The organism is Pseudoflavonifractor phocaeensis, assembly GCF_016901955.1.
GTDB classification, from domain to species: Bacteria; Bacillota; Clostridia; order Oscillospirales; family Oscillospiraceae; genus Flavonifractor; species Flavonifractor phocaeensis_A.
On sequence record NZ_JACJLC010000033.1, the window covers coordinates 1 to 14,789 of the forward strand.

Here is a 14,789-nt window from a genome sequence, read left to right on the forward strand (position 1 = left end):
CTGCGCCAGCTCATCACTAAGCGCAGACATTGTCATCTGTTTATCCATGTTTTTATTATATCATGTCGGGCTGTATCACGCTTACTTTTCTGTGCGGTGTTGCCCTAAAACTAATCAGCCGGAATGAAGATAAGTTGCTGGCAACCATGACGGAAGAACAAAAGGAACTGTTCTCCCGATATACAGACTGCGTCCGGGAATTCCAGGCAATGGCAGAATGTCTACTGTTCCAAAACAGCTTCCGGTTGGGTGGCAGAATGATGCTGGAAGTGATGAGGGGCGGGTTTAGGGATCAATAAGCACATCGAAATTCCGAGGCAGTATGTGGCTGAGAATCCGCACAATTACGGTAGTGATGCCCACTCTATCCTGGAGATGCTGTTCAGCTATTACCACGAGTGCAACAACACCGACACCGACACCGATACAGTGAAGGCTGCATTTGAGGATATATATCAGCGAATGCATGGTATGCCCCTCCGGGAGATGGATCGGATCGTGGATGCTGTCTGCACCCTCTGCCAGGAACATGAGAAGGCCGGCTTTGTGGAAGGGATAAAGGTCGGAATCTGTTTGGATCAAGAGCTATACTTTTTTGTCATTTTTTCTGATCTTTTATCGCCCAATTTAAGAATGTTCGGTGTGTGATTCCTAACTGCTTTGCCGCTCCTCGTGCCGATATGTTCCCGATCTCCCACATCTCTCGGATATCTTCAAACGCCGCTGGACGCTCCATAGGCCTGCGGCCGAATTTTACGCCTCTGGCTTTTGCCGCCGCAATGCCTTCCGCCTGTCGTTGCCGGATAAACTCTCGTTCCGTTTGAGCTACGTAAGAGAGAAGCTGCAAAACGATATCCGCAATCAATAGGCCGGTCAGGTCTTTTCCCTGTCTCGTATCCAACAGCGGCATGTCCAGCACTACAATAGCAGCCTGCTTTCCCTTTGTAATCCCCCTCCACTGTTCCAAAATTTCACTGTAATTGCGGCCTAGCCGGTCGATGCTCTTGATGACAAGGATGTCGCCCGGCTTTAGCTTTTTCATTAGCCGCTGGTAGCCAGGGCGGTTAAAGTCCTTACCGGACTGCTTGTCCAACACAATATTGTGCTCCGCAACGCCAAACTCCCGCATTGCAATCCGCTGCCTGTCCTCATTTTGCTCCCTTGTGGATACGCGGATATACTCATATAGTGTTTCACTCATGCCGTTCCCTCCAATTAATTTGGTACTGTGATTTTAGAGGAAACCGTGGCTACGCTCTACAATATAATATTTTATTTATATCACCAATAAATCCCACGGTGAGATTTGATTCCGACAGGATTCGCGTCTCACCGTGAGATTTATTTTTCAGTCCCCGTAGTAGCGGGGCAGTCCGATGGAGGTAAAGCCCTCCACGCCAGTGATGACCACATTGTTGGCGCTGAAGGCACAGTGGACGATCAGCAGGTTTCCACTCTCGTCCCGGCCGCCCACAATGCCCACATGGGAGTCCTCTGGGTAAAACACCAGATCGCCGGGCAGGGCCTCGTCCCAGGAGATGGGATCGCAGTAGGTGTGCTGGGCGTGGGCGCCCCCGCCGTGGCCGATGATGTATTCGCCGCCAGTGATGTTAAAAAACACCCAGTCCACAAAGCCGGAGCAGTCCATCCCGTAGGGGCGGTAGGTGCCAGTGGTGGAGCTGCCCGCCGCCGTTACTTGCCGGAGGGTGCCCCAGGCGTCATTCCATCCCACGGTCAACGACTTCCCGCCCCAAAAATAATTCACTTTCCCCACCAGCTTGCAGGCGGTCTCCACCACGGCCCGACGCTCCGGGTCAAGGTCGGCGGGAAGATTTTGCAGGAGCTCCAGGGCGTCGGCCTGGGAGATGGACAGGTCGCCCAGCAGAGAGCCCAGGGCATCCAATTCAGCCAGCAGGTCGGTGAGGGATTGATTCTGAAATTCTGTGAAGGCGTAGAACGTCCGCATTTCCCCGGCGGTTTTGGGGGTGATGGTGATGACTAGTATCTCCTCCGTCCAGGCTTTCTTATTTCCGCTGGCCGGGTGCTCTATTGTCTCTACCTCGGAAGATATGGTACACATATCCCAAAAGATGCCGCGCAAAAGTTCCACCTTGTCTGGGGTGAGTGCGGCCACATCGGTTCCGTCCTCGGCTCCGGCGGTCTTGGCGGCAAACACGGCGGCCACCTCTTTCCAGTCCGGGGGTTGGCCCTGTATCTCCACCCGGTCGTACTCACCGCCCTGCAAGCCCTCCAGCTTATCCGCCAGTTCCACATTGATCTGGGCAACGGCGGCGCTGAGGGGCACGGCGTCTCTGGACGGTTCGTTGGCAAAGAGGATACCAAATGGGGAGGCGAGCAGGGCGCCGATCAGCAGCACCACCGCCAGGGCCAGCACCAGCACCGCACCGCCCACCAGAGAGACTAGGGCGCTGACCATGGCGGCCACCGCCTTTGTCACACCCACCGCCGCTTTCTTGGAGAGGCCGGCGGCGGTCTTGGCGGCCTGCTTCGCCCGCTGTGCCAGGCTCTTTTGTGCGGCGGCCTGGGCCCTGCGGCGGGCACGCTCCACGATCCGCTTCGCGGTGGGCTTTCCCGCCTCCTGGAGTGTGGTTTTTCCTGCGGCGCCCCCTTTCCGGGCGGCCTGCTCCACCCTCTGGCGGGTCTTGGGGGTAAAGGCCCCGCCGGGGGGCTTTTCCCTGGGTGCGGCGGAGCGTCTGGGGCGCTCCTTGGTAGATGGGCGGTCGGTGGATGGATTTGATGGATGGATAGATTGATTTGCGGGAGAGAAGTTATTTTTAGGAGAACCTGCCTCCGGCGGTCGGCCGCCGTAGTGGGGTGAGGCCGGGGGCGCTTCGCGCCTCTGGGGGAAATTCCCGGTATGCCCGGCGTGTTCCAGATCCTTTGCCGCCTGCCGTTTCATCCGCTCCTGGGGCGTGGGCGGCGTGTCAGGTTCTCCGGGGGTAGAATGGGAAACCGGGCCGGTTTCCACCGCCCCGGTCTTTGCCCCAGGCGAGCGAGCGGCGCCCCTTGGCTCTGGAACTGCGCCACTCCGCCCTCGGCCTGTTTTGTGCGCGGTCTGGCTGGAGCTGTTCACTGGCCGGCGCTCCTGGGGGCGCTGCCCGTCCCCCTTGATGGCATCTGTCCGTTCCTTGGGGCGGCGGTCTGGATGGAGGGCACAGTCAATAAGCTGTTCTGCCTCGCGTTCCACCTTGTCAAAGGCCACCGCGCCGGTCTGCTCCACCTGCTCCACCGCCTGGACGTCGGCGGGAGGCTCCTGCCCGCCCCGTTTCTGTTCCACCAGCTCCTTGCGGAGCTTGGCGGTCATCTGGCGGCGGACGTCCCGCACAGGCCGTCCGCCGTTCTTGCCTTTTCTCTTGATCTTATCGCTGGGGTCCCGTTCCCGTGGTTTTGGTATGGCACACACCTCCGATTCGCGTCTCACGGTGAGATTTATTTTTCGACATGGTTCAACACCTCCGCAATCCCGGCCATGATGTAGTCGGCGCAGGGCAGGGCGACGGCATTTCCCAGGGCCCGGTAGCGGTGTATGGGACGGATGGGTTCTCCATCCGCCCCGTACTGTGTCCACCCCTCCGGGAGCCCCATCATCCGCTCACATTCTAGCTCTGTGGGAAAACGGACGCAGCCGCCCAGGGGATCGTCCTCATACCAAAAGGCAAAGGGGGCCACATCACTGGCTAAAAGGGTGGGAAAAGGGTCAGTTTGGAATCCAAAGCTGTCCCGGAATTGGATGTGCTCCTGGTTCTTGGCGGCCCCCCGCATACGGAACAACTGAAAGGGCCGGACGATTGGTACACGCCCCCCTGTTTCAAGAAAAGGGCCTCGATCTCCCTGGGCGGCGGGCACCCCGCCCTCTGTGCCAGGCGCAGAAAGCGGGAGCATTGGGCGGGGCTTAAACAGTATTTCTCCAGCACGCCGCCCTCCAAAATCCGCCACGAGGAAGATGCGCTGCCGCCGTGCCAGGCGGGGGCTTGCCCAGTATTGGGCATCCATGGTCCTCCAGGCCAGATCGGGTCGTCTCCCTCGTACCATTCCGGCGTATCCCCATCGTCCAGAGGCAGGCATTGGAATTTCGGCGTCCGGCCGGAAAGCCCGGAGGACGGCAAGAAAATCCAGCCGGTCATTTGATACCATCGCTCCGGCAACGTTATGCATTAAAAAATGTTATGCAGAGTCAATAGCCAATCTTTCAGTGTATCTGGCAAAAAATATAAATAACAGACTGGTTATTCTGCGCATAACCCGTTACCATAGACATACCGGCAAGTACCGGAATAACAGTGATGGTGGCGATGGGAATGTCAGTAGATGCAGCGCAGATAACAGTCGACCAAATGCTGGATATCGCAGATAGAGAACTGCGAAGACTCCAACTCGCACAGGGGACAATTTACTGGCATTGCAGGGAACTACGAGATTTTGCTGACTACTGTGTTCAAAATGCGATACAGATTTACAGGCCGGATACGGGGATCACATACTTTTTTCAGCGTTATGGTATGGATATGACGGACCCCTCCATCAAGCTTAATGAAAAACAGCGAACGACCCGCAGGACAATTCGATTCCTGGATGACATTTACCAATTCGGCTGCGCCCGGCGAATCAGCCGCCACGATTACAGGGTGCCGGTCAGGTACGCCAGCATACTGGAGAATTATCTTGGTTACTGTGCCAAAAACAACGGGGCGGCTGGTACGATTGATGTCAAGCGTACAAAGCTGAAGCAATTTCTGTGTTATCTCGATGGGAGGCAGGTCGATTTGCCGGATATCACGGCTTCGGTCGTTTCGGATTATATGACCACATTGTATCGGTATAAAAGATCGACTATCCACATCATCAGCAGTGTTTTGCGAGACTTTTTCCGCTACCTTTATATGACCGGTGTTCTGAAAGACGATCTGTCCGGCGATGTGCCAAGACCAAAGATTTACGTAGAGGAGTCTTTCCCAGAGACATGGACACCGGAGGAGATCTGGCAGCTTCTGTCTGCGATCAACCGCAGAACCGCAGTTGGAAAACGCGATTATGCGATGATCCTTTTGGCAGCGGTATTAGGGATGCGGGCGGGAGATATATGCGCGCTGAAGTTCCGTGAAATCGACTGGCATAAGAAGGTGATTACCTACGCACAGCAAAAAAGCGGAAAAATCAACGCGTTGCCTCTGCTGTCTCCGATTGGAGATGCGATCATAGATTATCTGAAAAATGGCAGGCTGGATTCTGATTGCGACAATGTATTCATCCGTCACGTCCATCCGTATGGGCCGATTGCTTCCAGTTCCACACTATCCGAAAATATCAAACGGTATATGCGACAGGCCGGGATGACAATCCGAAAACGCAAGGTAGCACACTCCATGCGCCATACGGTGGCAAGCACGCTTCTCAAGGATGGTGTTCCCCTCATGACGATCAGTAATATTCTCGGCCACGATACACCTAAAACAACCATTGCCTATACCAAGGTGGATATTCCGGCGCTCCGCAGGTGCGCATTATCTTACGGGGAAAGGAGGATTTGTCGTGACGACGGAACAATTACTTGAGCAGTACATGGATGAGCGCCAAGCACTTGGCTTTGTTGGAAAAACTGACAGGGACTGCATCCGAAGATTTCTGCAGGACTACGAGAACCCGGAGGACGGCAATGTGGAGTTTACAAAGGAGTATGTTCTCGGACATATTGGCAACAGGCTGAACCAAAAGGCCAGCACCGTTCAAAGGGAAGCGAGTGCTATCAATGGTTTTCTTGACTTCGTGATTCGAAAAGGCTTTACGGCATACAAAGTTCCACGTCGCTCGCTGCCAAAGCAAATCCGCAATTTCAAGGCATATATCTTTTCAGATGATGAAATTGAGCGGATGCTTAACGCTGCTGACTACATCCCTCCAACAGAGCAAAACCCGCTCCGCCACCACCAGCTTCCGGTTATGTTTCGTATCCTGTTCAACTGTGGTCTGCGTTCCGCTGAGTTGCGAGAGCTGCGTGTTGGAGATGTGGATCTCGCAAAGAATACGCTTACGATCCGGGATACAAAATTTCATAAAAACCGAATTGTGCCATTCTCCGATTCTGTCGCCGATGCTCTGACGAAATATTTGGAGGTACTTTCTCCACGATCCGGGGAGATGTTGCTGTTTCCAAGTCCAGCGCGTCGGGGTAAATGTGGGGCTTATGGAGCCACATGGCTTCAAGTGCAATTCCAATACCTTCTCAGCCATGCAAATATTCCATATTTTGGAGCTGGGAGAGGCCCTCGCCCGCACGATACCCGCCATACCTTCGCTGTTCACTGCCTTAATAGCTGGGTGCGCTCCGGAGAAGATCTCACTGCTGCACTGCCGGTACTCTCCCGCTATCTGGGACATGCCGGCATTAGAGGGACGCAGAATTATTTGCAATTAACTGCCCAAATGTACCCAGACATTACCGCAAGGCTGGAAGAACAGTTTGGTGATCTGATTCCCGAAAGCGAGGTTTTGCATGAAGACGGTTGACTTCTCCGTTCTGCTGACCCGGTATCTAACGCACTATCTTCCGGTCCAGAGAAATTTGAGCAGCAATACGATCTGTTCCTACCGGGATACATTTAAGCTGCTTCTTACTTTCTGTCGGGATGTAAAAGGGTACAACATTGCCAAATTAAAACTGACGACATTGGGAAAGAGCTGCATGGAGGAATTTTTGCTTTGGCTGACTAACACCCGGGGGGCGTCGCCGTCTACCTATAACCAGCGACTTTGCGCAATCCATGCTTTCTTCGATTATGTGATGGCGGAGGAACCGGGGTACATGGAGCAATGCATCCAGATCCACAATATCCCCAGAAAAGTTGCTGCATCTCCCCCTGCTCAGTATCTTACTGCGGACAATCTGAAGCTCCTGCTCTCCATGCCTGACCGCTCTACGAAAAAAGGACGGCGAGATATGGTCATGCTCACGGTCCTATATGATACAGCGGCACGTGTCAGCGAGTTGATTGATATCCGTATATGCGATGTGCGCCTTGATGTTCCCGCTGTGATAACACTCCACGGAAAAGGCAGGAAGATACGCTCCGTACCACTAATGAAGCAGACGGTTGATCTGCTGAAAGTATATTTCGAGGAGAACCGCATTGATCCTGTCCGGCACTCTGACTTGCCCTTGTTCTGGAATACTCACAGAAAAAACTGACGCGGTCAGGTGTTACCTATATCCTGCGGAAGTACGTTGAGATGGCGCAGGGTGTTTCATCCGATATGCCGTTGAATGTTTCTCCGCACAAGCTCCGCCACACGAAGGCCATGCATCTTGTACAGGCCAACGTCAATCCTGTTTACATCAAGGATTTTCTCGGCCATGCGGATATTTCGACTACTGAAATCTATGCAAGGGCAGACAACGAAGCGAAACGGTCTGCGTTGGAAAAGGCTACTGAGCATCTAAGGCTGCCCTCGGTCACTAACTGGGAACAGGACAGCGAACTCATTGATTGGCTCTCATCCCTTGGATGATCCGCTTTCACCAAATTATTATGTGCAGAGGAACAGTGCTTAACGCTGCTGTTCCTCTGCTTTTTAGAGAGGGACCACGCATAATTACTTTCTGCTCATAACGTGCCTGGTGCTTTCAGCAGCGGATCACCCAAAGGTGAGGATTTCCGCATCGTACTGGAGGAGATCCTGCGGGTCTATGACGGAAGCGCAACGATCCCCAGGCCATTTCCCTATCCATGGCATGACGCGGGAGAGATCCGGGTGGAGGGCGCCTTCTCACTGGCTTGGCGCTGTCTGGACGCACAGTTCTGGGGCGTCGCACAGCGGCGTAAGCGCATTTATCTGATCGCTGATTTTGCGGGAATGACCGCGCCGAAGATCCTGTTCGATCTCCTAAATAGCTCGAATAGGACAGAGAAAATGCCGGAAAAGGAGGAGATGATCTTGGCGTGAAGTATCACCTTGGATCGGAAGATCAGTTGACTTTGCCCGGACTGGCTGATCAAGAGGAGCGTGTCCCGGCTGTACCGTCTCTCAAGAGAAAGGCGCCGGCAAAACCGGCGTCAGAGCTGGCCGCGATCCCGTATTTGGTTTTAGACCTGTCTTGCGGCCATGTGGATCTGTTCGGCAGCCATTATTGGGAACTTCGCTCCCCCTATCGGGAGGGGGAGCTGTTTCTCAATACCGGCCCCGCGCCTCGTGAGCCGATCCGCACGTCCCTGTCTGATATTCTGGAGCCGACTCCGGCACAAAAATATTACCTGTCACAGACAGCCTGCCTGGGGATCCTGCGGCGGGCGAAGGAGCGCGGCAAAGAGCTGCCGCACCAGTTGAAGGTGGCGCTGACGGCACAGGTGGGATTAGCCAGGCAGGTTGAGAAACTGGGATTTACCACTGGAGAACTCACTGTTGCTTTTGCCGCAAATCAAAGAGACGAGGTGCGCGACCTCCATGATGTGGCGGGAGCCCTCAGCGCCCAGCCAGGGATGAAGCAGCAGACCTTTGTAGCTGGGTTTTCCGCAGGGGCAGGGGCAAGCGCCGGCAGCATCGCTTATTCAGAGCAGATAGCCCCAACGCTGAAGGGCAGCGCCAGCGGCAACTGTATGCCCTCCATCCTCTGCCTCAACGACCAGGGCGGAAGTGTCATGGATTGTTCAGAGGACGTGTCCGGCACCCTGCGGGCCCAGGAGCACGGACACCAGCCGCTTGTCTTTGACAACCACGGCCAGGATACCCGCTTTTGTGGACCTGTGGACTGTGCCCAGACTATATTCGCCAGCTTTGGGGAGGGCGGCAACAATCAGCCCCTTGTCTACGAAAACCACGGTATCGACGCCCGGTACACCGGGCCGCACCCCGTGGTGCCCACACTGTCTGCCCGCGCCGGTACCGGCGGGAATAACCTGCCCTTAGTGGAACAGGATCCAGCGGAGACTTTCTGCATCACCGGCAATGCCATTGACCGCCAGCCTCAAAACGGCGGCAACGGGATCGGCTATCAGGAGGACGTCTCCTACACCCTGACCGCCACGGATCACCATGCGGTATTTTCCCGGCAGCGTGCAGACAAGTTTTCTCCCAGTGATGTGGCATCCACAGAGAGCGCGCGCCAGTACAAGGACGCGACAGACCTGGTCCATCAGGCCGCAGGAACAGGATCGCCTCAGCTGATCCGTCGCCTGACTCCGCTGGAGTGTGAACGCCTCCAGGGTTTTCCGGATGGGTGGACGGATCTCCCCGGCGCCTCTGACTCCGCCCGGTACCGGGCTTTAGGAAACAGCGTGGCCATCCCCTGCGTGGAATTCATCATGCGGGGCGTCATCATTGCCGCAGGCTACTCTGCGTGACTGGGATGGCAGAAACAGGCCAGCTCATGGTCATTCACCACACCTACCGCCTGGAGGAAGGAATAGATGATGGTCGTGCCCACGAACTTCATGCCCCGCCGTTTCAGATCCTTGGAGATTTTGTCGGACAGATCGGTGCTGGTGTGAAAAACATCATCCGTATTCAAAATGACTTTCCCATCCGTAAAGCCCCAGAGATAGCGGTCAAAGGAGCCAAACTCCTTCTGGATGGCAAGGAACACCCTGGCGTTTTGGATGGCGGCCTGGATCTTGGCCCGGTTACGGACGATCCCGGCGTCGGCCATCAGCACCTCCACCTTCTCCGGGCCGTATCCAGCCACCACTGCTGGTTCAAAGCTGTCAAAGGCGGTACGAAACGCCTCCCGTTTTTTCAAAATGGTGAGCCAGGAGAGGCCCGCCTGGAACCCTTCCAGGGTCAGCATCTCAAAGAGTTTTCGGTCATCATGCTCCGGACGGCCCCACTCTCTGTCATGGTAAGCAAGATAGATCTCTGAATTGGGATCTGCCCAGCGGCACCGCACCATATCCTCCGCCTCCCTTTAGAATGTTACCCTGATTATACCTGGCCTGCCGGCGGATGGCCACCAAAAGTTTTGCGGAGGGGCCTGTCCATTACGCTTGCGTTTACACAATTTCTTTGTTGCTTTCTGTGAATAGCTATTCCATAGAGCTTTCGATATACTTGCCTTGCCATCCAGAAAGGGGGAGTCATCATGGCGGAAGAAAAACGAAACCTCTGTGCGCAAATACCCATCAGCCTGCACAGCCGTGTCCGACAGGAGCAGGAGGCGTCCGGCCAGACCCTGAGCGAGTACATGACCCAGCTCATCATAGAATTTTATCAAATGAAAGAGAGGTACCAGAACATGAATCTTAATACGAAAACAATCGCCTTCCAGGTGCCGGTGGGGCTGTTTGAGGAGTTCAAAGCCTATCTCCAGCGGAACAACTTCAAACAAAAGGAATTCTTCCTGGGCTGCATCCAGAGTGCCTTGGCGAAGGAGCGAGAGGCGGATGAGGCGACCGCCGATCCAGAACCGCTGGAGACGGAGTAGATAAAAGAACGGGCAGGAACGCCGCCGGGGAATCGGCGGCATTCCCGTTCAAAGACTGCTTGACAGTCTCTCTGAAATGTAGTACGATTGCACTACAAGGAGGAGATCGTCATGGCGATGGAATCGACTTTCCAAGTTCGGATGGACAGTGAGCTCAAAGCACAGGTAGAAGCACTCTACCGCAGTCTCGGCACTTCCTTTGCCGAGGCGGTCCGCATTTTTGCCCAGCAGAGTCTGCGGGACGGCGGGATGCCCTTCCGCCCTACACTGAAAGCCTGGGACGAGATGACTGCTCAGGAGATCAGCGCCAAGCTCGCAAAGAGCGAAACAGACATCAGTGAAGGCCGGGTGTTTTCCCAGGATGATGTGGATGCCCGGATGAAGGAGCGCCTTGCCCATGGAAACACCACGGCAATATAAGGTCTCCTATACGGAGACAGCCATTCAGGATCTGGAAGAAAAGGCCGACTATATCAGCTGTCAGTTCCAAGACCCCGCTTTGGCCCTGTCTTGGTATACCCGGTTGCGGGACGCGATCCAGCGGGAGCTGATAACCATGCCCGGCAAGTACCCACTGTACAGTCTGGAACCGTGGCATTCAAAAGGCATCCACCTGTTCACATTCCGCAACGATGTGATCCTGTACAGTGTGGATGAGGGATCTTCTTGTGTCTATATCCGTGCTGTCTGTACGAAGGGCCGGGATCTCTCTGCCCATCTAACAGAACATGAAAAAGAATAAATCAACTAATCGGGGAGGTCGTCATTGCAGTGACGGCCTCCCCTCTTTGCGAGGTGGATCATGTTTATCTATCCAGACAATCTGAAGGCCAAAGCCACACTGTGGCTGTGGGAACTGCGGGATGTGGCCATCATCGGGGTGGGGTTTCTGTTCTCTGTCCTGGCCATTGCCCAGACAGGTATCCTGATCCCTTTGGTAGTCACAGTGCTCTACGCCTTTCTGAGCATCCGGCTGGAGGGCTCCAGTATCCTGGACTTCCTCCGCTATGCCATATGCTTTTTGATTTTGAAACAGCAGTATTACGAATGGGGGGAAACCATTGAATAGACAACAGAAGAAGGAACTGCGGCAGAGGCAAACCTCTCGGCAGCTCATGGGGATCCGCCAGCTCACCGACCACGGCGCCAAAACCGCCGGCGGGGAGCTGGTCTTTTTTATGATCAAGCCGGATAATCTGTCCGTCCTGTCCGGCGAGGGAATCCGCAGCCGGGTCAAAAATCTGACGGATCTCCTGTGCGGCACCCAGGAGGTTCGCCTGCTGGCCCTGGACTCCCGTGAGTCCTTCCAGCGCAACAAGGACTGGTACCGCCAGCGGCTGGAAACAGAGGAGCTCCCGGCCATCCGGGAGCTCCTGCGGCAGGACGCCGCCCACCTGGACGAGATCCAGGCCACCACCGCCTCGGCCCGGGAGTTCGCCCTGGTCTATCGCCTGGATCAACAGGAGTCCGGCGAGGACATCAGCCGCCTGCGGCAGATGGAGCAGGCCCTGCGGGATCTGGGATTCCATGCACGGCTGGCGGAGGAGCAGGACGTCAAGCGTCTGCTGGCGGTGTACTACCAGCAGGACGTGACCACGGAGCGGTTCGACGATTTTGACGGAGAGGGGTGTATCAAAGAAGATGCCTAAGAAAGCGCAGAAGAAGAAAAAGAAGGCCAAGACCGCATCCCAGCCCCAGGAGGTACGGCCCAAGGATTTCCTGGACCTCATCGCTCCCGCAGCGGTGAAGTTCAACACGGATCATTACATCTGCGGCAGCATGTACCACTGCACACTGGCCCTGCGCAGCTATCCCGCCCAGCATGAAAAACGCCATCAGCGCCGGCCTGGGGCTGTTCATCGCCCTCATCGGGCTGCTAAACTCCGGCATCGTCCGGGCAGAGGACGGTGCGCTGCTGCTGGGAGAGATCGGCACCCCGGCTACCTTCCTGGCCATCCTGGGTCTGCTGATCACCGGCGTGCTGATGGCCTGGAAGGTGAAGGGAGCCATGCTCATCGGTATTGTGGTCACCACGCTGCTGGGCTTCCCACTGGGCGTCACCCAGGCCCCGGAATCCATCAGCCTCTCCTTGTCCTCTCTAAGCCCCCTGCTGCTGTCCCCGGATTTTGGCGGCATACTGTCCCTGGGAGTGCTGCCCCTGATTACCGCCGTGGTCACGTTCACCATGTGCCTATGCTTTGACACCCTGGGGGCTCTGATCTGCATCGCCGGGGTCGGAGACCTGCTGGATGAAAAGGGCGGACTGGGCCGGTACAGCCGGGGTATGACGGCAGTAGCCCTGTCCACCGCCGCCGCTCCGATGCTGGGCGCGCCTCCCATCGGCATTCCGGTGGAGGGCTCCACCGGCGTGGCGGACGGGGCCCGGACCGGACTGTATACCGCCGCCACCGGAGTGCTGTTTCTGGCCGCCATCCTGCTGGCCCCCATCGCGGGGGTGATCCCCGGGGCAGCTACCTCGCCTGCCTTGGTGCTCATCGGGATGCTGATGATCCACAACGCCACCAACATCTACTGGCATCAGGTAGAGATTGCCCTGCCCTGCTTCCTCACCATGATTATGATCCCCTTCACCTATTCAGTGGCAGATGGGATCGGTGTGGGCTTCATCTCCTATACCGCCATCAGCCTGATCAGCGGAAAGGGGAAAAAGATTCCCGCTGTGACCTACATTTTGACCGTTCTGTTTGTGGTCATGTACGTCCTTTCGGCGATATAGGAGGTGAGCAGAGATGAAACAACTGGATCGATTCTTCTGTCTCTCCCAGCGGGGCGCTACTCTGGCCGGAGAGCTTCGGGGCGGATGCACCACCTTCTGTTCCATGGTGTACCTGATCCTGGTCATTCCCGGCCTGCTCTCCGGAGCTGGTATGAACTTTGAAGAGGTCATGACAGCCACCTGCCTGATAGCGGGTGTGGGCAGCATCATATCCGGGCTGGCGTCCAATCTGCCCTTTGCCCTGGCCCCCGGTCTTGGCTTCCCGACCCTGTTTACCTACACCTTCTGCCAGCAGTACGGCTGTACCTGGCAGCAGGCCCTGGTCCTGGTGCTGCTCTCTGGTATCCTGTTTCTGGTTCTCAGCCTCAGCCCCCTGCGGGAGCGGCTCAACGACGCTCTGCCCATGCCCTTCAAGTTCGCTCTGTCCGCCGGGGTGGGGCTCTTTCTCACCCTCTCCGGGCTGATCAACGCGGGGCTTATTACCGCCGATGGCAACCAGGTGGATATGGGAGCTCTGTCCGCGCCGGAGCCTTTATTGGCGCTGCTGGGCATCTTCCTAACGGCGGTCCTCGTAATGAAAAAGGTACCCGGAGCCCTCATTCTGGGCATGGCGTTAACGGTGTTGCTGGGAATCCCACTTGGGGTGACCGTCCTGCCTGAAACGGTGATGACCGTCCCGGAGCTGTCTCCGGCGGCTCTGGAGCTGGACTTCTTTGGTCTTTTGACGCTGGGCCCCATACCCCTGGTTTCCGCGCTGCTGTCCCTATTGGTTTCCCAGTATTTTGACGCGCTTGGCACTCTTTTGGGCGTGGCGGGAGACGCCAAGCTGACCGACACCACCGGTGATCTCGCCGGCCAGCGGGAGGCCATGTTCTGCTGCGGAGCGGCTACCTGCGCCGGGGCGCTGCTGGGCGTCAGCAATGTGACCGCTATGGCGGAATCCGCTACCGGCATCCGCGAGGGCGCCCGCACCGGCCTTTCCGCCGTGATGACCGGCCTGCTTTTCCTGTGTATGCTGCCGTTTACGCCGCTGACAGGGCTGGTGACCGGCGCCGCTTTGGCTGCGCCATTGGTCATGGTGGGTATGTCCATGATGAGCGGCATCACCCAGATTACCTGGAAACACGTGGAGATCTCACTGCCCAGCTTTCTGATGATTGTGGGAATGCCCTTCACCTTTTCCATCACTACCGGAGTCATGCTGGGCGTCATCTCCTATGTGGTTGTGATGGTGTGTCGAGGAAGGGCACATTTGCTGGATCCAGCTCTATATTTTTTGGCGGCCGTGTTTATCCTGAACGCCGTGCTGGGCACGCTCCCATAATCATTCAACGCAAAATGAACACATCCACCAGATTTTGCTGGTGGATGTGTTCATTTCCTATCTCGTCATCTTAGTCGTTTGGAATCACTCGCCTAGCAAGCGGTTTTCCTTATACAATAAACTCCAGCAGCCCGTTCAGGCTGCTGGAGCAAGTTGGCGGAGGTGAAGAGATTTGAACTCTTGCGCCGGCAAAACCGACCTACCGGATTTCGAATCCGGACCCTTCAACCACTTGGGTACACCTCCAAATATATTTCTCTCACAGAAGGTCCATGCACATTCAGAAGAGGATCGGGACC

General features: G+C 56.1%; 16 protein-coding genes, 1 tRNA gene and 2 pseudogenes. 14 read left to right on the forward strand and 5 right to left on the reverse strand.

The annotated features are described in order from the left end of the window. The first annotated feature begins 62 nt into the window (after nucleotides 1-62). Entirely contained in the window at nucleotides 63-299 is a 237-nt protein-coding gene (locus H6B51_RS18455; RefSeq protein ID WP_418055063.1) for a DUF6809 family protein, read from the forward strand. Between the two features lie 299 nt (nucleotides 300-598). On the opposite strand, the gene H6B51_RS09055 is transcribed toward H6B51_RS18455, so the two are convergent. The 3 genes from H6B51_RS09055 to H6B51_RS17720 all read right to left on the reverse strand — a co-directional run bounded on the left by H6B51_RS09055 (nucleotide 599) and on the right by H6B51_RS17720 (nucleotide 3,783). Further along, on the reverse strand, nucleotides 599-1,201 hold the full coding sequence (locus H6B51_RS09055; protein WP_204883375.1) for a recombinase family protein: 603 nt from the start codon (nucleotides 1,199-1,201) through the stop codon (nucleotides 599-601). 147 nt (nucleotides 1,202-1,348) lie between these two features. Further along, entirely contained in the window at nucleotides 1,349-3,442 is a 2,094-nt protein-coding gene (locus tag H6B51_RS18330; RefSeq protein ID WP_335342133.1) for a C40 family peptidase, read from the reverse strand. Between the two features lie 8 nt (nucleotides 3,443-3,450). Continuing rightward, on the reverse strand, nucleotides 3,451-3,783 hold the full coding sequence (locus tag H6B51_RS17720) for a hypothetical protein (RefSeq protein WP_243421214.1): 333 nt from the start codon (nucleotides 3,781-3,783) through the stop codon (nucleotides 3,451-3,453). A gap of 521 nt (nucleotides 3,784-4,304) precedes the next feature. Between H6B51_RS17720 and H6B51_RS09070 the strand changes: the two genes are divergently transcribed. From H6B51_RS09070 to H6B51_RS09090, 6 genes and pseudogenes are all read left to right on the forward strand, one after another. After that, nucleotides 4,305-5,573 carry a site-specific integrase gene (locus H6B51_RS09070; protein WP_087238877.1) on the forward strand — a complete coding sequence of 423 codons (1,269 nt, stop codon included), beginning with the start codon at nucleotides 4,305-4,307 and terminating at the stop codon, nucleotides 5,571-5,573. Then, nucleotides 5,551-6,525: a tyrosine-type recombinase/integrase gene (locus tag H6B51_RS09075; RefSeq protein ID WP_087238875.1), complete on the forward strand. Its 975-nt coding sequence runs from the start codon at nucleotides 5,551-5,553 to the stop codon at nucleotides 6,523-6,525. Before H6B51_RS09070 ends, H6B51_RS09075 begins: the two co-directional genes overlap by 23 nt. After that, a complete protein-coding gene (locus H6B51_RS09080) occupies nucleotides 6,512-7,204 on the forward strand; it encodes a tyrosine-type recombinase/integrase (protein WP_275967516.1) in 693 nt (230 codons plus the stop codon). Before H6B51_RS09075 ends, H6B51_RS09080 begins: the two co-directional genes overlap by 14 nt. A 41-nt stretch (nucleotides 7,205-7,245) precedes the next feature. After that, nucleotides 7,246-7,524 carry a tyrosine-type recombinase/integrase gene (locus tag H6B51_RS18100; RefSeq protein ID WP_275967517.1) on the forward strand — a complete coding sequence of 93 codons (279 nt, stop codon included), beginning with the start codon at nucleotides 7,246-7,248 and terminating at the stop codon, nucleotides 7,522-7,524. Between the two features lie 99 nt (nucleotides 7,525-7,623). Next, nucleotides 7,624-7,893, forward strand: a pseudogene (locus tag H6B51_RS17725) (DNA cytosine methyltransferase); the annotation flags it as partial. 620 nt (nucleotides 7,894-8,513) lie between these two features. Continuing rightward, a pseudogene (locus tag H6B51_RS09090) lies at nucleotides 8,514-9,353 on the forward strand (DNA cytosine methyltransferase); the annotation flags it as partial. Here H6B51_RS09090 and H6B51_RS09095 read toward each other — a convergent pair. Next, nucleotides 9,341-9,898: a DNA-3-methyladenine glycosylase I gene (locus tag H6B51_RS09095; protein WP_204883377.1), complete on the reverse strand. Its 558-nt coding sequence runs from the start codon at nucleotides 9,896-9,898 to the stop codon at nucleotides 9,341-9,343. The pseudogene H6B51_RS09090 and the gene H6B51_RS09095 overlap by 13 nt on opposite strands. A 189-nt stretch (nucleotides 9,899-10,087) precedes the next feature. Here H6B51_RS09095 and H6B51_RS09100 point away from each other — a divergent pair, with 189 nt between their 5' ends. The 7 genes from H6B51_RS09100 (at nucleotide 10,088) to H6B51_RS09130 (ending at nucleotide 14,490) form a co-directional block, all read left to right on the forward strand. After that, complete coding sequence (locus H6B51_RS09100) at nucleotides 10,088-10,429, forward strand: hypothetical protein (protein WP_204883378.1); 342 nt, start codon at nucleotides 10,088-10,090, stop codon at nucleotides 10,427-10,429. A gap of 111 nt (nucleotides 10,430-10,540) precedes the next feature. Then, nucleotides 10,541-10,849, forward strand: a complete 309-nt coding sequence (locus tag H6B51_RS09105) for a type II toxin-antitoxin system RelB/DinJ family antitoxin (protein WP_204883379.1) — start codon at nucleotides 10,541-10,543, stop codon at nucleotides 10,847-10,849. Next, on the forward strand, nucleotides 10,827-11,171 hold the full coding sequence (locus tag H6B51_RS09110; protein ID WP_204883380.1) for a type II toxin-antitoxin system RelE/ParE family toxin: 345 nt from the start codon (nucleotides 10,827-10,829) through the stop codon (nucleotides 11,169-11,171). The genes H6B51_RS09105 and H6B51_RS09110 overlap by 23 nt, the downstream gene beginning before the upstream one ends. A gap of 60 nt (nucleotides 11,172-11,231) precedes the next feature. Continuing rightward, nucleotides 11,232-11,498: a hypothetical protein gene (locus H6B51_RS09115; protein WP_204883381.1), complete on the forward strand. Its 267-nt coding sequence runs from the start codon at nucleotides 11,232-11,234 to the stop codon at nucleotides 11,496-11,498. Beyond that, on the forward strand, nucleotides 11,491-12,078 hold the full coding sequence (locus tag H6B51_RS09120) for a hypothetical protein (protein WP_204883382.1): 588 nt from the start codon (nucleotides 11,491-11,493) through the stop codon (nucleotides 12,076-12,078). Before H6B51_RS09115 ends, H6B51_RS09120 begins: the two co-directional genes overlap by 8 nt. Before the next feature lie 173 nt (nucleotides 12,079-12,251). After that, a complete protein-coding gene (locus tag H6B51_RS09125; protein ID WP_204883383.1) occupies nucleotides 12,252-13,166 on the forward strand; it encodes an NCS2 family permease in 915 nt (304 codons plus the stop codon). A 13-nt stretch (nucleotides 13,167-13,179) separates the two neighbouring features. Further along, complete coding sequence (locus tag H6B51_RS09130) at nucleotides 13,180-14,490, forward strand: NCS2 family permease (protein ID WP_204883384.1); 1,311 nt, start codon at nucleotides 13,180-13,182, stop codon at nucleotides 14,488-14,490. Between the two features lie 154 nt (nucleotides 14,491-14,644). Here the strand turns inward: H6B51_RS09130 and H6B51_RS09135 are convergent. After that, nucleotides 14,645-14,736: transfer RNA gene (locus tag H6B51_RS09135), tRNA-Ser, on the reverse strand. Between the last annotated feature and the right edge of the window lie 53 nt (nucleotides 14,737-14,789).